General features: G+C 52.1%; 22 protein-coding genes. 12 read left to right on the top strand and 10 right to left on the bottom strand.

The window, feature by feature from the left end; all coding sequences use genetic code 11:
- Positions 1 to 585: 585 nt before the first annotated feature.
- From mutH to OGX67_RS12610, 4 genes are all read left to right on the top strand, one after another.
- On the top strand, positions 586 to 1,281 hold the full coding sequence (gene mutH, locus OGX67_RS12625; RefSeq protein WP_071697461.1) for a DNA mismatch repair endonuclease MutH: 696 nt from the start codon (positions 586 to 588) through the stop codon (positions 1,279 to 1,281).
- Between the two features lie 75 nt (positions 1,282 to 1,356).
- Complete coding sequence (locus OGX67_RS12620; RefSeq protein WP_003033961.1) at positions 1,357 to 2,070, top strand: TerC family protein; 714 nt, start codon at positions 1,357 to 1,359, stop codon at positions 2,068 to 2,070.
- A gap of 144 nt (positions 2,071 to 2,214) precedes the next feature.
- Positions 2,215 to 2,433, top strand: coding sequence for a lipoprotein YgdR (ygdR, locus tag OGX67_RS12615; protein ID WP_000758660.1), 219 nt, complete (start codon positions 2,215 to 2,217; stop codon positions 2,431 to 2,433).
- Positions 2,434 to 2,539: 106 nt separating this feature from the next.
- On the top strand, positions 2,540 to 3,580 hold the full coding sequence (locus tag OGX67_RS12610) for an NADP(H)-dependent aldo-keto reductase (protein WP_003033954.1): 1,041 nt from the start codon (positions 2,540 to 2,542) through the stop codon (positions 3,578 to 3,580).
- Positions 3,581 to 3,662: 82 nt separating this feature from the next.
- On the opposite strand, the gene lplT is transcribed toward OGX67_RS12610, so the two are convergent.
- Complete coding sequence (gene lplT / locus OGX67_RS12605; protein WP_003033951.1) at positions 3,663 to 4,856, bottom strand: lysophospholipid transporter LplT; 1,194 nt, start codon at positions 4,854 to 4,856, stop codon at positions 3,663 to 3,665.
- A complete protein-coding gene (gene aas / locus OGX67_RS12600) occupies positions 4,849 to 7,008 on the bottom strand; it encodes a bifunctional acyl-ACP--phospholipid O-acyltransferase/long-chain-fatty-acid--ACP ligase (protein ID WP_003033949.1) in 2,160 nt (719 codons plus the stop codon). The genes lplT and aas overlap by 8 nt, the downstream gene beginning before the upstream one ends.
- Before the next feature lie 596 nt (positions 7,009 to 7,604).
- On the opposite strand from aas, the gene galR reads away from it, so the two are divergent.
- Both galR and OGX67_RS12590 read left to right on the top strand, forming a co-directional pair.
- Complete coding sequence (gene galR / locus OGX67_RS12595) at positions 7,605 to 8,633, top strand: HTH-type transcriptional regulator GalR (RefSeq protein WP_003033945.1); 1,029 nt, start codon at positions 7,605 to 7,607, stop codon at positions 8,631 to 8,633.
- A 13-nt stretch (positions 8,634 to 8,646) separates the two neighbouring features.
- Positions 8,647 to 9,657 carry a LacI family DNA-binding transcriptional regulator gene (locus OGX67_RS12590; RefSeq protein WP_003033942.1) on the top strand — a complete coding sequence of 337 codons (1,011 nt, stop codon included), beginning with the start codon at positions 8,647 to 8,649 and terminating at the stop codon, positions 9,655 to 9,657.
- A gap of 107 nt (positions 9,658 to 9,764) precedes the next feature.
- On the opposite strand, the gene lysA is transcribed toward OGX67_RS12590, so the two are convergent.
- Positions 9,765 to 11,021: a diaminopimelate decarboxylase gene (gene lysA / locus OGX67_RS12585; protein ID WP_003033941.1), complete on the bottom strand. Its 1,257-nt coding sequence runs from the start codon at positions 11,019 to 11,021 to the stop codon at positions 9,765 to 9,767.
- 118 nt (positions 11,022 to 11,139) lie between these two features.
- Between lysA and OGX67_RS12580 the strand changes: the two genes are divergently transcribed.
- Positions 11,140 to 12,075, top strand: coding sequence for a LysR family transcriptional regulator (locus OGX67_RS12580; RefSeq protein WP_257651641.1), 936 nt, complete (start codon positions 11,140 to 11,142; stop codon positions 12,073 to 12,075).
- Here the strand turns inward: OGX67_RS12580 and OGX67_RS12575 are convergent.
- Complete coding sequence (locus OGX67_RS12575; RefSeq protein ID WP_032937454.1) at positions 12,047 to 12,754, bottom strand: aspartate/glutamate racemase; 708 nt, start codon at positions 12,752 to 12,754, stop codon at positions 12,047 to 12,049. The two genes, OGX67_RS12580 and OGX67_RS12575, sit on opposite strands and share 29 nt — an antisense overlap.
- Positions 12,755 to 12,895: 141 nt before the next feature.
- On the opposite strand from OGX67_RS12575, the gene OGX67_RS12570 reads away from it, so the two are divergent.
- Complete coding sequence (locus OGX67_RS12570; protein WP_003033932.1) at positions 12,896 to 13,222, top strand: cupin domain-containing protein; 327 nt, start codon at positions 12,896 to 12,898, stop codon at positions 13,220 to 13,222.
- A 196-nt stretch (positions 13,223 to 13,418) separates the two neighbouring features.
- The gene (locus OGX67_RS12565) at positions 13,419 to 14,306 is read left to right on the top strand and encodes an Rpn family recombination-promoting nuclease/putative transposase (RefSeq protein ID WP_003033929.1); all 888 of its coding nucleotides are present in this window, start codon (positions 13,419 to 13,421) and stop codon (positions 14,304 to 14,306) included.
- Positions 14,307 to 14,361: 55 nt separating this feature from the next.
- Here OGX67_RS12565 and araE read toward each other — a convergent pair whose 3' ends face one another.
- The 5 genes from araE to OGX67_RS12540 all read right to left on the bottom strand — a co-directional run bounded on the left by araE (position 14,362) and on the right by OGX67_RS12540 (position 20,389).
- Positions 14,362 to 15,780: an arabinose-proton symporter AraE gene (araE, locus tag OGX67_RS12560; RefSeq protein ID WP_257651651.1), complete on the bottom strand. Its 1,419-nt coding sequence runs from the start codon at positions 15,778 to 15,780 to the stop codon at positions 14,362 to 14,364.
- Between the two features lie 315 nt (positions 15,781 to 16,095).
- A complete protein-coding gene (gene kduD / locus OGX67_RS12555; protein ID WP_003033923.1) occupies positions 16,096 to 16,857 on the bottom strand; it encodes a 2-dehydro-3-deoxy-D-gluconate 5-dehydrogenase KduD in 762 nt (253 codons plus the stop codon).
- A gap of 57 nt (positions 16,858 to 16,914) precedes the next feature.
- On the bottom strand, positions 16,915 to 17,751 hold the full coding sequence (kduI, locus tag OGX67_RS12550) for a 5-dehydro-4-deoxy-D-glucuronate isomerase (protein ID WP_003840972.1): 837 nt from the start codon (positions 17,749 to 17,751) through the stop codon (positions 16,915 to 16,917).
- A 472-nt stretch (positions 17,752 to 18,223) separates the two neighbouring features.
- Positions 18,224 to 19,402 (bottom strand): acetyl-CoA C-acetyltransferase, encoded by a 1,179-nt coding sequence (locus OGX67_RS12545; RefSeq protein ID WP_003033912.1) that lies wholly within the window; start codon positions 19,400 to 19,402, stop codon positions 18,224 to 18,226.
- A gap of 102 nt (positions 19,403 to 19,504) precedes the next feature.
- The gene (locus OGX67_RS12540) at positions 19,505 to 20,389 is read right to left on the bottom strand and encodes a LysR family transcriptional regulator (RefSeq protein ID WP_071697464.1); all 885 of its coding nucleotides are present in this window, start codon (positions 20,387 to 20,389) and stop codon (positions 19,505 to 19,507) included.
- 101 nt (positions 20,390 to 20,490) lie between these two features.
- Here OGX67_RS12540 and OGX67_RS12535 point away from each other — a divergent pair, with 101 nt between their 5' ends.
- Together OGX67_RS12535 and OGX67_RS12530 are read left to right on the top strand one after the other, a co-directional pair.
- Entirely contained in the window at positions 20,491 to 20,946 is a 456-nt protein-coding gene (locus OGX67_RS12535) for a multidrug/biocide efflux PACE transporter (protein ID WP_071697465.1), read from the top strand.
- A gap of 142 nt (positions 20,947 to 21,088) precedes the next feature.
- Entirely contained in the window at positions 21,089 to 22,318 is a 1,230-nt protein-coding gene (locus tag OGX67_RS12530; protein WP_048218539.1) for an amino acid permease, read from the top strand.
- 52 nt (positions 22,319 to 22,370) lie between these two features.
- Here the strand turns inward: OGX67_RS12530 and rcnR are convergent, their stop codons facing one another.
- Entirely contained in the window at positions 22,371 to 22,643 is a 273-nt protein-coding gene (rcnR, locus tag OGX67_RS12525; RefSeq protein WP_003033900.1) for a Ni(II)/Co(II)-binding transcriptional repressor RcnR, read from the bottom strand.
- 120 nt (positions 22,644 to 22,763) lie between these two features.
- On the opposite strand from rcnR, the gene OGX67_RS12520 reads away from it, so the two are divergent.
- Positions 22,764 to 23,663: a nickel/cobalt efflux protein RcnA gene (locus OGX67_RS12520; protein ID WP_048232734.1), complete on the top strand. Its 900-nt coding sequence runs from the start codon at positions 22,764 to 22,766 to the stop codon at positions 23,661 to 23,663.
- The last annotated feature ends 35 nt before the right edge of the window (positions 23,664 to 23,698 follow it).

Here is a 23,698-nt window from a genome sequence, read left to right as displayed (position 1 = left end):
GAATAACTCACAGTTAAAGGCCGAGTTATAAACAGAAGAAGGGCAAGCAAGGCGATTTTATTCACCTTTTCTGTGGATATAGTTGTGAAGAAGTACGGAATTACTATGGGAAAACCCAGAACAGTCCGAATAAGACATTCGTCACAGAGTAAAAATAGTCTTATACATTCATAAAGTTAAAACTGATCCACGCAGATAAACACACAGAAATGTGATGTACATCACTCATACGATCTTCACGCTGATGAAAGATCGACCAGCGTCGGTTTTATCCACAGATTATGCCAATAAGTTAGGCACAATTTGTGTGAAAATTCGATTTTCGTCGCACGTCAAGGCTGTAAATTGAAACAGTAGTGGGGGTTTTTCACAGTTATCCCATCTTTCTGTGGATAACATGGTGTAAGATCCTGTTCATTGTCAGTGACCAGAATTGGAAAACCCGCTTCGCTGTTGCGCAACTCTGCAAACGTGAATCTAAAAACCAATATAAATCATATAATTGAATAAAGCATGTGGAAAAAGATAAACTCTGTCCACACGGTATAAAATCATTGCTTATTTTTTCACCTAAGGGTTAACCCGATGCCAGAACTCCGTCCGTTGCTTTCTCCCCCTGAATCTGAAGCCCAGTTGCTGAGCCAGGCACGACAGCTTTCGGGCTACGCGTTAGGAGAATTAGCGGCAATGGCGGGAATCGTTACGCCGAAGGATCTTAAGCGCGATAAAGGCTGGATTGGCGTGCTACTGGAAATCTGGCTCGGTGCCAGCGCGGGCAGTAAACCAGAGCAGGATTTTGCGGCGCTGGGCGTGGAGCTGAAAACGATCCCTGTGGACAGTCTTGGCAGACCGCTGGAAACCACCTTTGTGTGCGTGGCACCGTTAACCGGCAATACCGGCGTCACCTGGGAAACCAGCCATGTACGGCACAAACTCAAACGCGTTCTGTGGATCCCGGTAGAAGGCGAACGCAGCATCCCGCTGGCTGAGCGCCGCGTCGGCTCTCCCTTGCTGTGGAGCCCGAATGAAGAAGAGGACCGGCAATTGCGTCTGGACTGGGAAGAATTAATGGACATGATTGTGTTAGGTCACGTCGAACGCATCACCGCTCGCCATGGGGAAGTACTGCAACTGCGTCCTAAAGCTGCTAACGCCCGCGCGCTAACCGAGGCCATTGGTGCCAACGGCGAGCCCATCCTGACCCTGCCACGCGGCTTTTATCTGAAAAAGAACTTCACCCGCGCATTGCTTGAGCGACATTTCTTGCTCCAGGCGCAATAGGCACCGCCCGGCCTTTCACCCGCCGCGTTACGGGCCTATAATTACCGCTTCTTTTTTTTGGCAGGACTTTGTTCGATGTTATTTGCATGGATAACCGATCCTAACGCCTGGCTTGCGCTCGGTACGCTGACGCTGCTGGAGATCGTTCTTGGGATCGACAATATTATTTTCCTTTCTCTGGTTGTAGCCAAACTCCCGACAGCGCAACGCAATCATGCCCGACGTATTGGGCTGGCGGCGGCGATGATCATGCGTCTGGCTCTGCTGGCTTCTATCGCCTGGGTAACGCGACTGACAAACCCGCTATTCGAGTTGTTTGGCGAGGCAATATCAGCACGCGACCTGATCCTTCTGCTGGGGGGATTGTTCCTGATCTGGAAAGCCAGCAAGGAGATCCACGAATCCATTGAAGGTGAGGAAGAGGGGTTAAAAACCCGCGTATCTTCTTTCCTGGGCGCGATTGTGCAGATCATGTTGTTAGACATTATCTTCAGTCTGGATTCCGTGATTACTGCGGTTGGTTTGTCCGATCATCTGTTTATCATGATGGCGGCAGTAGTGATTGCCGTAGGCGTGATGATGTTTGCTGCTCGCCCAATTGGTGAGTTTGTCGATCGCCACCCTTCAGTAAAAATGCTGGCGCTCTCGTTCCTGATTCTGGTCGGTTTTACGCTGATTCTGGAAAGTTTCGACGTCCACGTTCCGAAAGGATATATCTATTTCGCCATGTTCTTCTCTATCGCGGTAGAGACCCTGAATCTGTGGCGTAATAAAAAAAATCCGCTCTGATAAAATTCATCGCTCCCCGCAAGGGGAGCGAATGCCCACCACACCTACCCCTTCTCACAGTTTAAGATTTTACTGCTTTCACCCTGCACAACTTCGCGTTATTACTAAACTATTGTCAGACGCAGGCCATGTGAGGATAAGCAGATGAAAAAATGGGCAGTTTTGATTTCCGCCGTAGGACTGGCTTTTGCCGTTTCCGGATGCAGCAGCGATTATGTAATGGCGACAAAAGATGGTCGAATGATCCTGACCGATGGAAAACCAGAAATTGACGATGATACCGGTCTGGTGAGCTATCACGACCAGCAGGGCAATGCGATGCAGATTAACCGCGATGATGTGTCCCAAATCATTGAACGCTGATGGTTGAGGTCAGCAGCGCGCTGGCCTTAACAATTTTACTTTCCTTTTTCGCTTCCCTCAGCCATTTTTATAATCCTTATGTCGTGATTATAAAAAGGAAACGGCTATGCAATATCACCGTATACCCCACAGCTCGCTGGAAGTCAGTACACTGGGGCTGGGCACAATGACGTTTGGTGAACAAAACAGCGAAGCCGACGCACATGCACAGCTCGATTATGCCGTAGCACAGGGCATTAATTTGATCGACGTTGCCGAGATGTATCCGGTACCGCCGCGTCCTGAAACCCAGGGTCTCACCGAAACCTACGTAGGTAACTGGCTCGCCAAACACGGCAGCCGCGAAAAGCTGATCGTCGCTTCTAAGGTCAGTGGACCATCACGCAACAACGACAGCGGCATCCGCCCGAATCAGGCGCTGGATCGAAAAAATATCCGTGAAGCGCTGCACGACAGCCTGAAAAGACTGCAAACCGATTACCTGGATCTGTATCAGGTTCACTGGCCGCAGCGCCCGACCAACTGCTTTGGTAAGTTAGGCTACAGCTGGACAGACTCCGCGCCGGTCGTTTCCCTGCTGGATACGCTGGACGCGCTGGCCGAGTTTCAGCGCGCCGGGAAAATTCGCTACATCGGCGTTTCTAATGAAACCGCATTTGGCGTGATGCGCTATCTGCACCTGGCGGACAAACACGATCTGCCACGCATCGCCACCATCCAGAACCCCTACAGCCTGCTGAACCGCAGCTTTGAGGTTGGACTGGCAGAAGTGAGTCAGTATGAAGGCGTTGAGCTGCTGGCCTACTCTTGCCTGGGCTTCGGTACATTAACCGGGAAATACCTGAACGGCGCGAAACCTGCCGGTGCACGCAATACGCTGTTTAGCCGTTTCACGCGCTACAGCGGCGAGCAGACGCAGAAAGCCGTTGCGGCCTATGTGGATATCGCGAAACGCCATAATCTGGATCCTGCGCAAATGGCGCTGGCATTCGTGCGTCGTCAGCCGTTTGTCGCCAGCACTTTGCTGGGCGCCACGACCATGGAGCAGCTAAAAACCAACGTTGAAAGTCTGCATCTGGAGTTGAGCGAGGAAGTGCTGGCAGAGATTGAAGCGGTGCATCAGGTGTATACCTATCCTGCACCTTAACATTTAGCGCCTGATGGCGCTGCGCTTATCAGGCCTACAGACAGCGTTCCCTGTAGGCCTGATTGCAACAGCATATAACAGACTAATGGCGGCGCTGCCAAATCCACAGCGCCGCAATCGCCAGCGCAAACAGTGCACCGAACCCAATACCAATCGCTACCGCCGGGATCCCCACCAGCACCGCCAGTGAGTAAATACCCAGCATCAGTAGCATCGCGCTGTTTTCACCCAGGTTCTGCACCGCAATCGCATTACCTGCGCCGACGCTTTTCTTACCCCGCTCCTGCAGTAACGCATTCAGCGGCACCACAAAGAACCCACCACACACGCCGATAAGCATCAGCAATGCGTAGGCCGGAAGCAGCGAATGTTGAAGAGAAAAAATCAGCACCACGACGCCAATCAGGATCCCCGCAGGCATACAGCGCGACACGGTTTCCAGCGTCACCAGCTTCGCAGCCGCCCCCGCGCCGACGACAATCCCGATCGCTACCATGGCATTGAGATAGGTCGGCGTGGCGTTATCGGTGATGCCGAGCGCCACCGGAACCCACAGTACCAGCAGAAAACGCAGCGTAACGCCCGCCCCCCAAAAAAGGCTGGTTCCCACCAACGAGAAGCGTGTTTCACCGTTGCGCCACAGCGAAGAGGCGGCACAGAAGAAACTGCGCGTCATTTTCCCCAGATGCCAGGACTGGCCAGGGCGAGCCGCGGCCAGTTTCGGGATATACAGGTTAGCGACCACTGCGCCAGCATAGGCCAGCGCACAGGCAGAAAGCGCGGCAATCACGTGCCAGTCGGCCAGAACGCCGCCGGCGACAGAACCGAGCAAAATCGCGGCAATGGTGGAAGCTTCCATCAGGCCGTTGGCTTTCACCAGTTTGTCGCCGGTGGTCAGTTCACCGAGAATGCCATACTTGGCCGGTGAATACGCCGCCGCGCCAATCCCCACTAGCGTATACCCGAGAAACGGATTAATGCCGAAGCAAATACTTGCCGCACCCAGCAGTTTCAGGGAGTTCGCGAACATCATCACTCTGCCTTTGGCAAAGCTATCCGCCACCTGTCCAACAAACGGCGCAAACAGAATGTAAGCACCCACAAACACCATTTGCAGGATAGGCTGGCTCCAGTCCGGATAAAATTGCTCCTTCAGCAACGCCAGCGTAGCAAACAGCAACGCGTTATCGCCAAACGCCGACAGAAACTGCGCGGCGATAACGGACATCATCCCTTTGGACCAGATTGACGTGTTAGTGTGCACTGACTCACTCATGTTGTTTTTCCGGCTCATCGACCCAGCTTTTCAGCGTAACAAAATCCGGCTTACCGCTGCCGAGTAATGGGAGTTGCTTCAGGTGGCGTATATCACGCGGTACGGCGAGTTCAGGTACGCCGTGCGCCCGCGCATACTGCTGTAGTTTTTCACGCGTGAGTTCGCTATCGGTGGTAAACAGCACCAGCGCCTCACCTTTGCTGGCATCACTCTTGATCGCAGTAGCATGCATTTTGTCTGCAGACACCGCCAACGCCAGTTGCTCAACCATTTCCAGCGACACCATCTCTCCGGCAATTTTAGCAAAACGCTTAGCGCGCCCCTGAATCTGTACAAAGCCGTTTTCATCAAAGCGCACGATGTCTCCGGTGTCATACCAGCCGCGCTCAATCTCACCTTGCGCATTCTCTGCCGTTGGCACCTCCAGCACCCCAGGTTTTTCGACGCGCAAATAGCCGCTCATAATATTAGGGCCTTTCAGCTGTAAACGCCCACCGTCCTCAATTCCCGGAACGGCCAACAGTCGAGCATCCATACCAGGCAAGATGCGCCCTACCGTTCCCGATTTTGCCGCCATCGGTACGTTAATCGACACCACCGGCGCACATTCCGTCACCCCATAGCCCTCAAGGACACGCAGGCCAAATTTCTCCTGCCATAGTTGCTTTGTGCTGTCCTGCAGTTTTTCCGCTCCCGCAACCACATAGCGCAGGCGATGGAAATCGTAAGGATGCGCGAAACGCGCGTAGTTGCCGAGGAACGTTGACGTACCAAACAACACGGTGCAGTTCCGGTCGTATACCAGCTCTGGCACAATGCGGTAATGCAGCGGGCTGGGATAAAGAAACACTTCTGCGCCAGTCAGTAGCGGCGTGAATAATCCCACCGTTAGCCCAAAGGAGTGGAACAGCGGCAGCGCCGACATAAAGCGGTCATCGGCGGTGAAATCGGCAATCGTTTTAATCTGCTCAACGTTCGCCAGAATGCTTTTATGACTGTGAACCACGCCTTTCGGATGGCCTTCTGAACCGGAGGTAAAGAGGATCACCGCAGCGTCTTCCGGCTGCTGCTTCACCTGCGCCAGATGCGGTGCCAGCAGATGTGAGAAAATCCACAGCTTATCGCTAAAGGTCACATCGGCTTTCAAGTCCTCCAGATACACCCAACGCACCTGGGTGAGCTGTTCTGGTAAATGCCAGAGTTTGCCTTTATCGAGAAACTGTCGGGATGTGAAGATCGTCTTTATTTCAGACGCAGTAATGGCGCTGGTTAATCCTTTCACACCCGCGGTGTAGTTCATCATGGCTGGAATGCGTCGACGCGCAATGGCGCCAAAAATGACCGCCGCGCTGATTCCCGCATTTGGCAGCATCAGGCCGATTCTTTCACCCTCGGTGCTGTATTTTTCCAGAATACGCGCGACAAACAGCGTTTTCGTCAGCAGTTTGCGGTAGCTGTCCGGAGTGAAATTAATATCTTCAATGCAGTTTTTGCCTGCGCCAAAACGGTATTTCGCCGCCAGCAGCGACTCGTAGAGCGTCTCACGCGGACGAACCGCCATGCGTGCTTCCATCATAATTTGATGCAGCATCTCTCCGGCGATTTTACGGCGATCGCGAGCTCGCGGTGCTTCCGGCATCGGCAGTTGTGTCGGCGGTAGGATGTGTAAGCGGATGCGCGGGAAGAATCGCTGTTTAACCAAACCTTTCAGGCGGCTAAAGCGGGAAAGCTCTGCGCCCTCAATGCGCACAGGTACGACCGTCGCTCCCGACTTAGCGGCGACAAACCCGGCACCGTCATAGATTTTCATTAACGAGCCGGTGGTCGAAATACGCCCTTCCGGAAAGATAACCACCGGGCGGCCCTGTTCGACCAGACGAACCAGATGTTTAATCGACATCGGTTTGGTTGGATCTAACGGTACGAAATCAATCAGCGGGGTTAGCCAGCGCATATACCATTGCTGGCTGATCGAGGTGTAAACAGCGAAGACGGGACGAATCGGTAAAAAGAGCGCCAACAGGATGCCGTCTATAAATGAGACATGGTTGGGAGTGATTAGAACGCGTTCTCCCTGTAGCGCGCTGACATCGCCCGTGACGCGAACGCGGAAAAGCACGCGAAACAGATTACGAAAAAAGCCAAATAGCATCTCAACTCCCTGTGCCATTAATTATATAAACATCAATGGTGGGAGAGTATACGAGTTGGGGAATAGGCGCGACAGGTAACTGTTAAATACAATCCGAAAAAAAACCTGCGCATCCGCGCAGGTTGGTGCAAGAGACAGGTACGAAGTGCGTACCGAATAATCTCACCAATCAATACCTCTGGGATCTTGATTGTGGTCGTCAGCAGCCAGATACGCCAGTGCAAAAACGCAAAGGAATGAACCCAAATGCAACGAGTTGTGTAAATTATCGGTTACTGTTACAGATAGGCTGAAGGTAAAAAAAACCTGCGCATCTGCGCAGGCTGGTGTAATTCTAGTGATCAACCCGAAAGTTGATTTCACCTATCAATACCTCTGGGATCTCAACTCTAGCAATCTGCTCAGTTCCCTCACCAGCGAACAATCGCAACAGCACATCGCAAAGTGTAAGCAAAAATTAGCATTTTCTATTTTCTGTCTTACTTCGCTCGTGTGCGCTCACATTTGCGACGTTCTGACGGGCAATCTGCTTGAACAGCCAGCCATTTTCCGTAACACTGACGGAATGTAAGCGTTTACCCACAACAGGTACTATCATGGCGACCATAAAGGATGTAGCCCGACTAGCAGGTGTATCAGTCGCCACCGTTTCTCGAGTGATTAATGATTCCCCTAAAGCCAGCGAAGCATCGCGCCTGGCTGTAACGAGTGCAATGGAATCACTCAGCTACCACCCCAACGCCAATGCGCGTGCGCTGGCACAACAATCCACAGAGACCATCGGTCTGGTAGTTGGTGATGTGTCCGATCCATTCTTTGGGGCAATGGTTAAAGCTGTCGAGCAGGTGGCCTATAACACCGGTAATTTTTTACTGATTGGCAACGGCTACCATAACGAACAGAAGGAACGACAGGCGATTGAACAGCTCATTCGCCACCGCTGCGCAGCCCTTGTTGTCCACGCAAAAATCATCCCGGATGCTGAGCTGGCATCACTAATGAAGCAAATCCCCGGCATGGTATTAATTAACCGAATTCTGCCAGGATTCGAACAACGCTGCGTTGCCCTTGATGACCGTTTCGGCGCATGGCTCGCGACCCGACACCTCATTCAACAGGGCCATACACGCATTGGCTATCTGTGCTCCAATCACACAATCTCAGATGCGGAAGATCGTCTGCAAGGCTATTACGACGCGCTGGCAGAGAGCAATATACCGGTCAGCGATCGCCTGGTAACGTTTGGTGAACCGGATGAAAGCGGCGGTGAACAGGCGATGACCGAGTTACTTGGTCGTGGCAAAAACTTCACTGCGGTAGCCTGCTACAACGACTCAATGGCGGCTGGTGCCATGGGCGTATTAAATGATAACGGCATTGATGTACCGGGAGAAATCTCGCTGATTGGTTTTGATGATGTGCTGGTTTCCCGCTACGTGCGCCCGCGTCTGACCACGGTGCGCTATCCGATCGTGACGATGGCAACCCAGGCTGCCGAACTGGCGCTCGCGCTGGCGGAGAAGCGCCCCGTGCCTGAAATTACCCACGTTTTTAACCCAACTCTGGTGCGTCGCCATTCCGTTTCGACGCTGACAGAGCCGGGGAATTCATCGTCAAACGATTAACCAGGATAGCGTTATGACTACGATGTTGGACGTTTCACGACACGCAGGCGTCTCAAAAGCGACCGTTTCGCGCGTACTGAATGGCACGGGTCAGGTAAAAGAGAGCACGCGCCAGAAAGTGTTTAAGGCCATGCAGGCACTTGATTATCGGCCTAATTTTTTAGCACGATCTTTGGCAAACCGCACCAGCAACAGCATTGGTCTGGTGGTTTCTACATTTGATGGATTCTACTTTGGCCGGCTGCTGCAACAGGCTTCACGCCAGACGGAATCTCACGGCAAGCAGTTGATCGTCACCGACGGACACGACACACCAGAGCGTGAGCAGGAAGCCGTGCAAATGCTGGCGGACAGACAGTGCGACGCCATTATTCTCTATACCCGCTATATGAGTGAAAAAGAGATAATGTCGCTGATGAACAGCATCGCTATGCCCTTGCTGGTCATCAACCGTGATGTCAGCCAGGCCCGCGATCGCGCGATTTTCTTTGAACAGGAAGACGCGGCCTATCAGGCGGTCAATTATCTTATCTCCCAGGGCCATAGCGATATTGCTTGTATCACTGTGCCAGGCCATACCCCGACCGGTAAATCCCGCCTGATGGGGTATCGTAAAGCGCTGGAAAAAAACGGTATTCCCTGGGATCCCGACAAGGTCAAATACGGCGACTCCACGATGACGCGAGGTTATGAAGCCTGTCGTGAACTGCTGGAGGAAGGGGTGAAATTCAGCGCATTGTTCGCCTGTAACGATGACATGGCATTAGGCGCATCAAAAGCGTTACATCAGGCCGGGCTGAGGATCCCAACGGACGTCTCACTGTTTGGTTTTGATGATGCACCCAGCGCCAAATGGCTGGAGCCGGGGCTGTCTACCGTTTATCTGCCGATTGATACCATGATAACCACGGCAATCGACCAGGCCATCCGGCTGGCCAACGGCGAGAGCGTCGAGCCAATCCCACCGTTTACCGGCAAACTGGTACTACGTGACTCAGTAACGCTCGGGCCGTATTTTAAGTAATTAAATGCCGGATGGCGGCACACGTGCCTTATCCGGCCAACAGCGCCCACAGTTAATTTCGTAGGCCGGATAAGCGTAGCGCCATCCGGCATTTCACCACGCTGTAATCAGATTAATTCCAGCGCTAACAGCTCATCAATGGTCTGGCGACGGCGAATCAGCCGCGCCACGCCGTTATCGAACAAAACCTCCGGCAGCAGAGGACGGCTATTGTAGTTTGACGACATAGACGCGCCGTACGCCCCGGTATCATGCAAGACCAGATAATCACCCGGCACCACCGCAGGCAACAGACGGGTTTCCACATTTCCGCCCTCCTGCTGGGTAAACACGTCGCCAGATTCGCACAGCGGCCCGGCCACCACGGTTTCCCGTTGCGGGGTGTGTTCCAGAGAGCGACCATCCCCAGCCAGCGCGGAGATATGGTGATAGCTGCCGTACATCGCCGGGCGCATCAGATCGTTGAAGCCCGCATCGATCAGTACAAAGTGACGGCTACCCATCTCTTTTACGCTGCGTACCTGTGCTACCAGCACGCCGGCTTCCGCGACCAGAAAACGACCCGGCTCTATCTCAAGCGCGACCGGGTGCCCCAGGTATTTAGCAATCTGCTCACGCGCAGCGTTCCACAATCCAAAGTAGTGATCGGTATCGATCGCCTCTTCACCTTCGCGATACGGGATTGATAAACCGCCGCCCGCAGAGATCGCCTCCAGATCCTGATCAAATTCAATTACCTGACGCACCATCGCACCACACACCTGCTCCAGATGCGCGTAGTCCACACCGGAGCCAATATGCATATGAATCCCCACCAGCTTCAGCTTGTAGCGCTGAATCACCTCCAGCGCCGCGGGAAGATCGCTATACCAGATCCCGTGCTTGCTGTTTTCGCCGCCGGTATTGGTTTTCTGACTGTGTCCATGCCCAAAGCCAGGGTTTACGCGTAGCCACACGCGATGGCCCGGCGAGACCTGACCCAGTTGTTCCAGCATATCCACCGACCCGGCATTTACCGGAATGCGCAATTCATGCACCCGCGCAAGCGTCGCTTCATCAATCATATCGGCGGTAAAGACGATTTCATCTTTCCCCGGTACAAAACCTGCCGCTAGTGCACGTTCAATTTCGCCAAGCGAGACGGAATCAACCTTTACGCCCTGCTCGCGCATCAGGTGCAAAATATGAATATTCGAACATGCCTTCTGGGCAAAACGCACCACGTCAAACTGACTCAGTTTGGCAATCTGGGCGCGTATAATCTGCGCATCATAGACCCACACCGGGCAGCCGAATTCGGCAGGCAGGCGCAGCAGGTTGTCGGCGGTCAGGTCAGTGTCTGTGTTGTTGAGTGGGCGTGGCATGGTGTACTCCGGCATTGGCTTTTTTATGATTACGCCACAGCCCGAAAAGAATAAAAAATATCGTTTTATCGTGAGTCTATGCAAAAATGATATGGATTGGTTCATTCGAGGATTGCCCATGCCCGCCGTTAGCCTGCGACACATCGAAATTTTTCACGCCATCATGACGGCAGGCAATCTGACGGAAGCCGCGCGCATGCTACATACCTCGCAGCCCACCGTCAGTCGGGAACTGGCCCGATTCGAGAAAGTACTGGGATTAACGCTGTTTGAACGCACGCGTGGCCGGCTGCACCCAACCGTGCAAGGGTTACGTCTGTTTGAAGAGGTGCAACGTTCGTGGTATGGCCTGGACAGAATTGTGAGCGCCGCCGAAAGCCTGCGCGAGTTCCGCCAGGGCGAATTGTCGATTGTTTGCCTGCCGGTATTCTCACAGTCCTTTTTACCGCCACTACTGCAGCCATTCCTCGCACGCTATCCGCAGGTCAATATTCAGATAGTGCCGCAGGAGTCACCGCTACTGGAAGAGTGGCTGTCGGCTCAGCGCCACGATCTGGGGTTAACGGAAACGCTGCATACGCCTGCCGGAACAAAACGCACCGAATTGCTGGCGCTGGATGAAGTGTGCGTGCTGCCCCAGGGGCATCCGCTGACTAAGAAAGCGGTGTTAACTCCGCAGGATTTTCAGGGGGAAAACTACATCAGCCTGTCACGGACCGACAGTTACCGTCAGCTACTGGATACCCTGTTTAATGAGCACCAGGTGAAGCGCCGTATGGTGATTGAAACCCATAGCGCCGCTTCAATTTGTGCAATGGTGCGGGCAGGCGTGGGGATCTCGGTGGTAAACCCACTGACCGCGCTGGATTACGCCAGTAGCGGGGTCGTCATCCGCCGCTTCAGTATTTCGGTACCCTTTACGGTCAGCCTGATTCACCCACTTCATCGCCCCGCCTCGGCGCTGGTTCATGCTTTTACGACGCATCTGCAGGACCATCTACCAAGTCTTATTGACCCGCTGGAGGCTATTTTGCATCCACAACCGAAAGCATAAATGCCACCGCATCTTGCGCATGGATTGCCGCGGTGTCGAAAACCGGTAGTGGGCTTAGCTCGGCGGGAACCAGCAGACCAATCTCAGTACAGCCAAATATCACCCCTTGCGCCCCCTGTTTCGCCAGTTGGTCGATGACGCCCAGGTAATAATCGCGGGAAGCCTCGCTGAACTCACCGAGACACAGCTCATCGAAAATAATCTGGTTTATTTTCTGACGGTCATCAGCTTCAGGAATCAGCGTGCTAATGCCAAATTCAGTCTGTAAACGACCGCGGTAAAAATCCTGTTCCATGGTGTAGCGCGTACCCAGTAGCGCCACGTTGCTCATCTGCTGCTTTTGTATCGCCCGCCCCGTCGCGTCGGCAATATGCAGGAACGGCACATCACAGGCGCTTTCAATCGCCTCAGCAACTTTGTGCATGGTATTGGTACACAGCACAATCCCTTGCGCTCCGGCTTGCTGTAGCGCTGTGGCGGCCTGCGCGAGGATCTCACCGGCTCGCTGCCAGTCACCGCTTGACTGACAGACTTCAATCTCGTGAAAATCCACGCTGTGCAACAGAATCTGCGCAGAATGCAGGCCACCCAGACGCTGTTTTACCCCTTCATTAATGAGTCGATAATAAGGAATGGTAGATTCCCAGCTCATACCGCCTAACAGACCGATCGTTTTCATCATTTCCCCTGACTCGTTGTTGTCTCTCCAGTGAACCAAAGATGTGATCAACTTTCCACATCTGTTGGCGTGCATTTCTTTTTTTAATTTTCTGATATAGGTTTAATGAAACATTGTTTTAATTAATTACAGGAAGGCCGGATGTTTATTTTTCATAAAGAGACCACGCTTGACGATCTGGGCAATGGCGTTACCCGGCGCATTCTTGCTCACGACGGTAACATGATGGCGGTTGAGGTGAACTTCGAGCAAGGCGCGATAGGCCCGATGCACAATCATCCGCACGAGCAGCTGACTTACGTGTTGTCCGGTGAGTTTGAATTTACCATCGGCGAAGAAAAGCATGTCGTTAGGGCGGGCGATACCCTGTATAAACAACCCAACATTATGCATGGCTGCGTCTGTTTAAAACCGGGAACGCTGCTGGATACCTTTACGCCCATACGCGAAGATTTTCTACACGGGTAATTTCGTTGTTCTCAAGCCGTGCTACTGACCGGCTTGAGAACACGCTAAAATGCGTACTCAGTTCCCTAAAAATGAATACGTTACAATGTGGGGCATTTTCCTTCGATACCAATTCGCATAAGCATTAATCACCCGATGCGTCTCGCCATGTGGGCGATTACAGTCACGTTATCTTAATTAACGGCGACGGATCGCCATGACAAAAATGACAACATCCACTCCACATGACGCAGTCTTCAAACAGTTCTTGTACCATCCTGATACCGCAAGAGATTTTCTGGATATCTATCTTCCATCAACCTTGCGGGAGCTATGTGATCTGCAAACACTAAAACTGGAATCAGGCAGTTTTATTGAGGATAGCCTGCGAGCCAGCTACTCCGACGTACTGTGGTCATTAAAAACAAATGAAGGCGATGGGTATATCTATGTTGTTATCGAGCATCAGAGTTCGCCAGACGCTCACATGGCATTTCGGCTAATGCGCTATGCAATGGCCGCAATGCAACGCCATCTGGATGCTGGCCATAAAACATTACCTTTGGTGATACCGATGCTGTTTTATCATGGCGCACTCAGCCCCTACCCCTTTTCACTCTGCTGGCTGGATGAGTTTGACGACCCCATAGTGGCACGACAGCTATACTCAGCAACATTTCCGCTGGTAGATATCACCGTAATACCCGATGACGAAATTATGCAACATCGCCGTATAGCACTGCTGGAATTGATGCAAAAACATATCCGCAAGCGTGATTTAATGGGATTAGTGGAACAACTGGTCTCGTTGCTGGCTACGGGATACGCTAATGACAGCCAGCTCAAAACGCTATTTAATTACATGATGCAGTTTGGAAATACGCCTCACGTAGATAAATTTATCCGTGAAGTCGCTCAGCGGGTACCACAGCAAAAGGAAAGTCTGATGACTATTGCGGAAGTGTTGCAACAAGAAGCCAAACAACAAGAAGCGTTACGCATTGCCCAGATGATGTTAGCGAATGGTATTAGCCATGAAATTATACTAAAGATAACCGGGCTGTCTGCTAAGGATCTCCTCGCAAGGCAGGCGGCTCCACACTGAAATAAGTAGTAATGAGAGCCCGATAATCAGTTGTTCTATCGGGCTCCCTGCTCACTTACACGCCAATATCTCTTAACTTCTCACCTGCCATCAGCTTACGTTCGATATGCTCAAGCGTGACGTTTTTGGTTTCTGGAATCAGCCAGAACGTAATACCGATAAACACGACGTTCAGCGCAGTATATAGCCAGAACGTACCGGCGGCACCAATGCTATCGAGCAGCGTCAGGAACGTTGCACCAATGATCATGTTCGACACCCAGTTGGTGGTGGTGGAGCAGGTAATACCAAAATCACGGCATTTCAGCGGCTGAATTTCCGAACACAGGATCCACACCACCGGCGCGGCGCTCATCGCATAGCCTGCAATACACATCATCGTCATGCCAACTGACAGCCAGGATAGTCCACTGGAAGCCGTGCCGTTATCAAACTGCATCAGGCAATATCCGAGCACCAGCGTCCCGATGGCCATTACGCTGAACCCAATTTTCAACGCCGGTTTACGTCCTGCTTTGTCGACCGTGAAGACGGCAATAAAGGTAGCGAACATAAACGTTAAGCCAACCACCAGCGTGGCAATCATCTGCTGCTCTGTGGTGGTAAAACCCGCCATTTTGAAAATGCGCGGCGCGTAATACATGATGATGTTCATCCCGGTGAACTGCTGCATCGCCTGCAGTAACATCCCAAGAAAAACTGCGCGGCGCACGTTACGGTTAATTTTAAACAGCGCCCAACCACCCTGCTTCAGCTTCAAGCTTTCACGGATTTCGTTCAGCTCATCGCGGGCCTTTTCTGACGTATCGCGCAGCATGCGCAATACTTCTTCAGCTTCAATGTGGCGACCTTTTTCCGCCAGCCAGCGCGGGCTGTTGGGCAGGAACACAACCAGAATAATCAGCAATACAGCCGGAAGCGCCAGCACGCCCAGCATAGCGCGCCAGTTACCGCTGTAGCTGAACGCGGTATCAGACAAAAAGGCCAGAACGATGCCCAACGTCACCATCAGTTGATACATGCTGATCATCTTGCCACGCACGTTTTCGCTGGCCATTTCGGAGAGATAGAGCGGTGCGGTGTAAGAGGCGATCCCCACCGCAACGCCCAGTACCACGCGGGCAAAAATGAGCATTTCTACGCTGGAGGCAAACGCCGAGCCCAGAGATCCGACGACGAAAAGGATCGCCCCCGCCATCAGACTGTATTTACGTCCCAGACGGAATGACAGCCAACCGTTAAACAGCGCACCAATTGCCGCGCCCAGCATCATGCTGCTGACCACCCACTCCTGCAGGCGGCTGGCCAACACAAAGTGATCGGTGATGAAAGGCAACGCCCCGGCAATCACGCCAATATCCAGGCCGAATAACAACCCTGCGACAGCCGCAGAGATAGAAACAAACATATTCATACGTCGCGTATCGCGCACTGAGCGCGGCGCTAAAGCAGCATCATTATTTATTGAGACCATTTTTTCCTGCCAGATACAGAGTAACCATGCCATTGAAAGTAAGGGATCCCTTGCAGGAAGCGTCAGGCGGGAAACGGCAAAAACATGGATTAAATAGCTACACCACATCGTTATGTGATGGATATTCCAATTTTAAAATTTACCGACAATCACTCAATTAAATTTAAATTATTGATATTAAAGAATATTAAAAACAATAAATTGATACGTATGAAATTTAATATGGAATAATTTATAACCACAATATGGATTTTAATGATTCAAAAGTAAAAAAAACCCTGCCATTTAGCAGGGTTTGTTGGCTCTGGAAAGCAATTAACGCGCCAGCCAGCCGCCGTCTACCGCAACGGTATAGCCGTTGATATAGTCAGATGCGCTGGACGCCAGGAACACGACAGGCCCCATCAGGTCGCTCGGCAGACCCCAACGCCCCGCCGGAATACGATCGAGGATTTCTGCGCTACGCTGCTCATCAGCACGCAGCTGTTGAGTGTTATTCGTCGCCATGTAACCCGGTGCAATCGCGTTGACGTTGATGTTATGTTTTGCCCACTCGTTCGCCATCAGACGGGTAACACCCATTACGCCGCTTTTAGACGCGGTGTAAGACGGCACGCGGATCCCGCCCTGGAAGGAAAGCATAGAGGCGATGTTGATAATTTTACCGCCGTTACCCTGGGCGATAAAGTGCTTCGCCGCGGCCTGAGACATAAAGAACACGCTCTTAATGTTCAGGTTCATCACGTCATCCCAGTCTTTTTCGCTGAAGTCGATCGCATCGTCACGACGGATAAGACCCGCGTTGTTGACCAGAATATCGATATGGCCGAATTCTGCCACTGCGCGCTCCAGCAGCGCAGGAATACCGTCGATTTGACGCAGATCGGCGGTCAGGCTTAAAAAACGGCGGCCCAGTGCGGTCACACGTTCGATGGTTTCTGTCGGTTCAACAATGTTGATACCGACGATATCGCAGCCCGCTTCCGCCAGGCCCAGCGCCATACCCTGACCCAAACCGGTGTCACAACCGGTCACAACGGCGACTTTACCTTCAAGAGAGAATGCATTCAAAATCATTGTAAATCCTTAATTTTTTATAATGCCCGCCGCAGCAGGCACGGCTGTCGCCCGCAACTAGCGCAGATCTTTTACTGCAACATGGTCCATATCATCAAAGACCTGGTTTTCGCCGACCATGCCCCAAATGAACGTATACGCTTTTGTGCCGACACCGGAGTGAATAGACCAGCTTGGAGAAATCACCGCCTGCTCGTTGTGCATCACAATATGACGCGTTTCCTGAGGCTGCCCCATCATGTGGAAGACGCAGGTATCTTCTTCCATATTGAAGTAGAAATAGACTTCCATACGACGTTCATGGGTATGACACGGCATGGTGTTCCACAGGTTACCTGGTGCCAGTTCAGTCAGACCCATGCTCAACTGGCAGGTTTCCAGAACATCCGGCACAAAGTATTTGTTGATGGTACGACGGTTACTGGTGAGGTTATCGCCCAGCGTCACTGGCGCAACGTCTGCAGGCGTGACTTTCTTAGTTGGGTAAGTCGTGTGGGCCGGCGCGCAGTTGTAGTAAAACTTCGCCGGTTTTGTCGTATCAATACTGGCGAATACCACTTCTTTTGCCCCTTTTCCGACGTACAGCGCGTCGCGATGGCCAATTTCATAGCACTGGCCGTCAACGGTAATCGTGCCCGGGCCGCCGATATTGATCACACCCAGCTCACGACGTTCGAGGAAATAGGTTACGCCCAGCTGTTTGCCGACTTCGCCACCCACAGAGACGGTTTTGGCCACTGGCATAATGCCGCCAACAATGATGCGGTCGATGTGGCTGTAGACCATGGTGTATTCATCTGCGACAAACACTTCTTCGACCAAAAACTCATTACGCAGCCCCTGAGTGTCCAGGGTTTTCGCATGCGCACTATGGATGCTTTGTCTTACGTCCACATTTACCTCCAGTGATAAATTGACCGTGAATGCTTAAACGAATAGCAAAACGCTGTTCCGTTTTATCTTATGCACTCATGATATTCCTCCCTGAATGTGTTTTCAATTATAAATAAAACGATGTTTCACTTTTTTTCGCATCTTATTATCAAAAGTGTAAGTGCGATCACGCTAGCGCGTATGAATAGCGAAATGGACCTTAATAAAATGATTGAATAACAATACGATAAATTTATTTATTCATTAGGGGCGGGGATAAAAAATGGAAAATTCAGCCGAGATGATCAGTCGAAAAGACACCTTTTCTAACAAAGTGCGCAGTTAATCACATGAAATGAAACAATGTTTTGATAAGTTAACTGTGTTTAGAGTGTATGTTTCTGTAACTGGCCTTGCCCTCCTGCTGGAGGGCTTTTTTACAGGTGCAGGGAAAACACGTAGAAAGGCGTTTAAGACGGTAAATGTAAGATCGTTAATCTCGTTCGATAGCGAGCGCCACACCCTGACCACCACCGATACACAGCGTTGCCAGGCCCTTATGCGCCCGACGCTTCACCATTTCATGCACCAGCGAAACCAGAATTCGGCAGCCAGATGCGCCAATCGGGTGACCGAGCGCAATGGCTCCGCCGTTAACATTCACCCGCCGTTCATCCCACTCCAGCATTTTCCCAACGGATAATGCCTGCGCGGCGAAGGCCTCATTAGCTTCGATAAGATCAACATCAGCCAGTTGCCAGCCCACACGCTCAAGGCAGCGGCGCGTCGCATACACTGGCGCAATCCCCATGAGCGCAGGGTCGACCCCGACGCTGGCAAAGGCGCGAATACGGGCCAGTACAGGTAAGTTCAACTCTTGCGCCTTGGCCTCGCTCATCATCATCACCGCAGCGGCGCCGTCATTGATGGATGACGCGTTACCTGCCGTTACCGAACCGAGCCTGTCAAAGGTAGGATCCAGACGCGCCAGCCCTTCGGCGCTGGCATCGGTACGCGGCTGCTCGTCGGTATCCACCACCAATGATTGCCCATTACGCTGTGTTACCACCGGCACGATTTCATCTTTAAAGCGTCCAGCATCAATTGCCATCCGCGCTTTGTGCTGCGAGTGCAGCGCGTAGGCATCCTGTAATTCGCGGCTAATGCCGTATTCTCGCGCCAGGTTTTCCGCAGTAACGCCCATGTGATAATCGTTGAATGCATCCCACAGACCGTCATGTACCAGGCTGTCGACCAGTTGGCTGTTCCCAAGCTGTGCGCCGGTGCGGCTATCAGTAAGGACATGCGGGGCACGGCTCATATTCTCTTGCCCGCCCGCAATCACAATGTCGGCTTCGCCGCACTGAATAGCCTGGGTCGCCAGATGCAGCGCTTTCAGGCCCGAACCGCAGACATCGTTAATGGTGATGGCGGAAACGGTATTGGGTAGCCCACCATTGATGGCAGACTGACGCGCCGGGTTCTGTCCGGCGCCTGCGGTAAGCACCTGACCGAGGATCACTTCATCCACAGCATGAACGTCCACGCCCGTGCGTTCCAGCAACGCCCTGACCACCATGCTGCCTAATTCAACGGCAGAGTGGCGCGCCAGCGTCCCCTGGAAGCAGCCAATCGGTGTCCGTAACGCCCCGACTATCACAACCTCTTTCATCACCACCTCAGCGCAAAATAACACCGCAATAGTAGATGATTGTTAAAAATAGTTATCAAGGTTGTTTAAGAATGGTGATTTTTATCACAAAGGAAATTCGTATCATTTATTGGTCATCTGAACGCCACTCTGCTGTAAATGGTCGCGCAGCCAACTTCCCGCCACGCCAGGCGGTGATTTCTTATTCCACAACAGATCGATAGAGATTGCCTTTGGCCAGCCGGGCAGCTTTAATTGAACCAATGGTTTTTCTGCCGCAAACTCCTCCACCAGCGCACACGGGAGCGCGCACCAGCCGAATCCCTGAACAGCCATACTTAGCAATAACAGGTAGTTAGGAGCCGACCAGACGGGACCGCGCGCCACGTTAGTCCCGCTTTCCAGATAGGTATTCAAACGCAACTCGCGCCAGGTGTGTAGCTGCTCCCACTGCAGTTTTTCTTGAGCCGCCAACGGATGCGATGCCGCCACGTATAATCCCATCCAGGTTTGCATCGGCAGACGCGTAACGCCCATGTCGGTCGGGTAATCCTCCCGCGCTTCGATCAACCCCACCTGAGCACGTCCTTTTTGCAGCAGATCGATCACGTCCTCGTCTTCGCCAATCAGACATTCAAACTCGGTATGGGGAAACTTGCGATCAAACTGCACCATCAACTCTTCCAGCACATCCGGATGCAGCGTGTCTGACAACACGAAGGTCAGACGCGCTTCCGTTTCACCCGACAGCGAAATCGCCGCTTCATCCAGACGATCGCTGGCCGTCAGAATCGCCTGCACATAACCCAGCACCCGCTTACCTTCTTCGGTCAGCGTTGGCTGGCGTGATGAACGGTCAAACAGCGCAAAACCAAGGTCGGCTTCCAGATGCGCAATGGCCGTACTGATAGTGGACTGGCTTTTACGCAGCCGACGAGCCGCAGCAGAAAATGAGCCGCAGGAAACGGTCTCTACAAATGCCGTTAACGCTTCAGGAGAGTAACGCATGAACTATCTACTTTATCGATGGATACTATCTTTTAGATATCACATTAAACGATAAAATTGCCACCATTCCGTTATCCGGGCATCAAAGAAGGTTTTAGGTTATGCAACACGATACAGTCCAACGTCGCTCGTTAATGGAGCGCATTTTTCATGCCGTCTGCTTTGAAGGCATTGCCACCGCTGTTCTCGCACCAACCACCGCATGGTTGATGCAGCGCTCGGTGCTGGAAATGGGCGGACTGACAATTCTTCTCGCCACTACAGCGATGATCTGGAATATCATTTATAACGCCCTGTTTGACCGTCTGTGGCCGTCGCACCTGGTAAAACGTACGGCGAAAGTGCGAGCATTTCACGCCTTAGGTTTTGAGAGCGGTTTTATTGTGATCGGGGTGAGCATCGTGTCGTATGTGCTGAACGTCAGCCTGCTTCAGGCATTCACGCTGGAAATAGGTTTCTTCCTGTTCTTCCTGCCGTATACCATGTTCTATAACTGGGCTTATGACACGTTACGCGAGCGTGTTATGAAGCGCCGCCAGCAGCGCGTTACTGCCTGATTATTCAAACAATAGTCGGAATTTTCTCGGTTCCGGCTATTCATCCATTCACCAGCCCGCTTGTTCACATCTCCCCCAGCCCCTGCCATTTGTGGTAAATTGCGCTTCTTTTTGTTTATTTTATAGTTGATACGTTCAAATAATGTCGAAATTTTGGTCAAAAGAAGAGACTCTCTGGAGCTTCGCACTATATGGGACTGCCGTCGGCGCAGGAACCCTCTTCCTCCCCATACAGCTGGGTTCTGCAGGTGCGGTGGTATTGTTTATCACTGCTCTCGTCGCCTGGCCTTTAACCTACTGGCCGCACAAGGCGCTATGCCAGTTTATCCTGTCTTCAAAAACGTCGGCTGGTGAAGGGATTACTGGCGCGGTTACACACTACTACGGCAAGAAGATTGGCAGCCTGATCACCACCCTCTATTTTATTGCCTTCTTTGTGGTGGTGCTGATCTACGCCGTGGCGATAACCAACTCACTCACTGAACAGCTGGCAAAACATATCACTATCGACCTGCGGATCCGCATGCTGGTCAGTCTGGGCGTGGTACTGGTGCTGAATTTAATTTTTCTGATGGGTCGACAAGCCACCATCCGGGTGATGGGCTTTCTGGTGTTCCCGCTCATCGCGTACTTTTTGTTCCTTTCGCTCTACCTGACCGGAAGCTGGCAGCCAACGTTACTCACCGGCCAGATGTCTGTCGATCAGCACACGCTTCATCAGGTTTGGATATCTATTCCCGTGATGGTTTTCGCTTTTAGCCATACGCCAATTATCTCCACGTTCGCCATCGACAGAAGAGAGAAATACGGCGAGCAGGCCATGGGTAAATGCAAAAAAATCATGAAGGTAGCCTACGTTATCATCTGCCTGAGCGTACTGTTTTTCGTTTTCAGCTGTTTGCTTTCGATTCCGACAAACTATATCGAAGACGCGAAAAATGAAGGTGTGACCATTCTTTCCGCGCTGTCGATGATGCCTAACGCACCGGCATGGCTGTCGATTTCCGGGATCATCGTTGCCGTCGTAGCGATGTCAAAATCGTTCCTTGGCACCTACTTTGGCGTGATTGAAGGGGCAACGGAGGTAGTAAAAACATCGTTGCATCAGGTGGGTGTGAAGAAAAGCCGGGCCTTTAACCGCGCTTTGTCCATCATGCTGGTCTCGGCTATCACGTTTATCATCTGCTGCATTAATCCTAATGCTATTTCAATGATTTACGCGATTAGTGGGCCGCTGATTGCCATGATTTTGTTTATCATGCCGACATTGTCTACCTATCTGATCCCGGCGCTGAAGCCATACCGTTCAGTGGGTAACCTGATCACCCTGATTGTCGGTCTGCTGTGCGTATCTGTGATGTTTTTTGGCTAGAACGTGTTGCTTAACGGCTCATTCCATCACGTGGATGAGCCGTTAAACTGGCTTATTTGATGTACGAATCCAGTACTTTCAGAATCACATCCAAATCTTCTTCGCGCTTAATTTCATCGCCCTGATGCACAATGTGCTCGGTCAGATGACCTTTAATCACTTCGCGCATTAATCCATTTACCGCCCCGCGGATCGCCGCTATTTGCTGCAATACCGCCGCGCATTCATGCGGTTCATCCAGCATGGTTTTCAACGCCGCTACCTGCCCCTGAATCTTGCTGGTTCGGGCTTTCAGCTTTTGTTTGTCGCGGATCGTATGTGACATAACTTTACCTTTTTAACGTCTGGCTATAGGGACAATACCATCGACATTCTACTGGGGGGTAGTATTTGATACTGGGGGGGAGTAGAATCAGGCGAAATTAAACAACTAAGAATCATTCTCATGGGTGAGTTTTCTACGCTTCTTCAGCAAGGCAACGCCTGGTTTTTCATTCCCAGCGCGATTCTATTAGGTGTGTTGCACGGTCTGGAACCAGGGCATTCCAAGACGATGATGGCGGCCTTTATTATTGCTATTAAGGGGACCATCAAACAGGCGGTGATGCTGGGACTGGCAGCGACGCTGTCGCATACCGCCGTAGTATGGCTGATTGCGCTCGGTGGGATGTATATCAGCAAAGCGTTTACCGCCCAGGCCGTTGAGCCCTGGCTGCAATTTGTCTCGGCGATAATTATTCTCGGGACCGCATTCTGGATGTTCTGGCGAACCTGGCAGGGAGAGCAGAACTGGCTGGCCCAGACGCATCACGACCACGATCACGGGCATCACCACCACCATGATCATGACGACCATCACCACCATCATCATGACCACGATGACGATCATCACCATCATCATCACGAACACGAGCATAATCACGACCATGGCGCACTGGCCGGACTCACCGAAGGCTCAAAAGAATATCAGGATGCCCACGAACGGGCGCATGCCACCGATATTCAGCGCCGCTTTGCGGGCAAAGAGGTCACCAACGGCCAAATATTACTGTTCGGTCTGACCGGCGGGCTGATCCCGTGCCCAGCTGCCATTACGGTACTGCTGATATGCATCCAGCTCAAAGCCTTCACGCTGGGCGCCACCATGGTGCTGTGCTTTAGCCTCGGGCTGGCGATAACGCTGGTAACAGTGGGCGTGGGTGCGGCAATCAGCGTGCAGCAGGCAGCCAAACGATGGAGCGGATTTAACACGCTGGCACGCAAAGCGCCCTATTTTTCCAGCGTGCTCATTGCAATGGTCGGCGTATATATGGGGATTCACGGCTATATGGGGATCGTCGGTTAATATATGGGAGCGCAGCAGCGATAGCCGCTGCGCGG

It is taken from the genome of Citrobacter sp. Cf118 (assembly GCF_030334095.1).
GTDB classification, from domain to species: Bacteria; Pseudomonadota; Gammaproteobacteria; order Enterobacterales; family Enterobacteriaceae; genus Citrobacter; species Citrobacter freundii.
This window is presented reverse-complemented; position numbering and strand designations above follow the sequence as displayed.

What these genes read in the sequence shown, in the direction of transcription:
- OGX67_RS12545 (WP_003033912.1), bottom strand. Translation starts at nt 19,402, where the DNA reads ATGAAAGAGGTTGTGATAGTCGGGGCGTTACGGACACCGATTGGCTGC.
- OGX67_RS12575 (WP_032937454.1), bottom strand. Translation starts at nt 12,754, where the DNA reads ATGAAAACGATCGGTCTGTTAGGCGGTATGAGCTGGGAATCTACCATT.
- OGX67_RS12530 (WP_048218539.1), top strand. Translation starts at nt 21,089, where the DNA reads ATGTCGAAATTTTGGTCAAAAGAAGAGACTCTCTGGAGCTTCGCACTA.
- OGX67_RS12610 (WP_003033954.1), top strand. Translation starts at nt 2,540, where the DNA reads ATGCAATATCACCGTATACCCCACAGCTCGCTGGAAGTCAGTACACTG.
- OGX67_RS12520 (WP_048232734.1), top strand. Translation starts at nt 22,764, where the DNA reads ATGGGTGAGTTTTCTACGCTTCTTCAGCAAGGCAACGCCTGGTTTTTC.
- lysA (WP_003033941.1), bottom strand. Translation starts at nt 11,021, where the DNA reads ATGCCACGCCCACTCAACAACACAGACACTGACCTGACCGCCGACAAC.
- OGX67_RS12570 (WP_003033932.1), top strand. Translation starts at nt 12,896, where the DNA reads ATGTTTATTTTTCATAAAGAGACCACGCTTGACGATCTGGGCAATGGC.
- OGX67_RS12565 (WP_003033929.1), top strand. Translation starts at nt 13,419, where the DNA reads ATGACAAAAATGACAACATCCACTCCACATGACGCAGTCTTCAAACAG.
- kduD (WP_003033923.1), bottom strand. Translation starts at nt 16,857, where the DNA reads ATGATTTTGAATGCATTCTCTCTTGAAGGTAAAGTCGCCGTTGTGACC.
- aas (WP_003033949.1), bottom strand. Translation starts at nt 7,008, where the DNA reads ATGCTATTTGGCTTTTTTCGTAATCTGTTTCGCGTGCTTTTCCGCGTT.
- ygdR (WP_000758660.1), top strand. Translation starts at nt 2,215, where the DNA reads ATGAAAAAATGGGCAGTTTTGATTTCCGCCGTAGGACTGGCTTTTGCC.
- araE (WP_257651651.1), bottom strand. Translation starts at nt 15,780, where the DNA reads ATGGTCTCAATAAATAATGATGCTGCTTTAGCGCCGCGCTCAGTGCGC.
- mutH (WP_071697461.1), top strand. Translation starts at nt 586, where the DNA reads ATGCCAGAACTCCGTCCGTTGCTTTCTCCCCCTGAATCTGAAGCCCAG.
- OGX67_RS12620 (WP_003033961.1), top strand. Translation starts at nt 1,357, where the DNA reads ATGTTATTTGCATGGATAACCGATCCTAACGCCTGGCTTGCGCTCGGT.
- OGX67_RS12580 (WP_257651641.1), top strand. Translation starts at nt 11,140, where the DNA reads ATGCCCGCCGTTAGCCTGCGACACATCGAAATTTTTCACGCCATCATG.
- rcnR (WP_003033900.1), bottom strand. Translation starts at nt 22,643, where the DNA reads ATGTCACATACGATCCGCGACAAACAAAAGCTGAAAGCCCGAACCAGC.
- OGX67_RS12535 (WP_071697465.1), top strand. Translation starts at nt 20,491, where the DNA reads ATGCAACACGATACAGTCCAACGTCGCTCGTTAATGGAGCGCATTTTT.
- OGX67_RS12540 (WP_071697464.1), bottom strand. Translation starts at nt 20,389, where the DNA reads ATGCGTTACTCTCCTGAAGCGTTAACGGCATTTGTAGAGACCGTTTCC.
- OGX67_RS12590 (WP_003033942.1), top strand. Translation starts at nt 8,647, where the DNA reads ATGACTACGATGTTGGACGTTTCACGACACGCAGGCGTCTCAAAAGCG.
- lplT (WP_003033951.1), bottom strand. Translation starts at nt 4,856, where the DNA reads ATGAGTGAGTCAGTGCACACTAACACGTCAATCTGGTCCAAAGGGATG.
- galR (WP_003033945.1), top strand. Translation starts at nt 7,605, where the DNA reads ATGGCGACCATAAAGGATGTAGCCCGACTAGCAGGTGTATCAGTCGCC.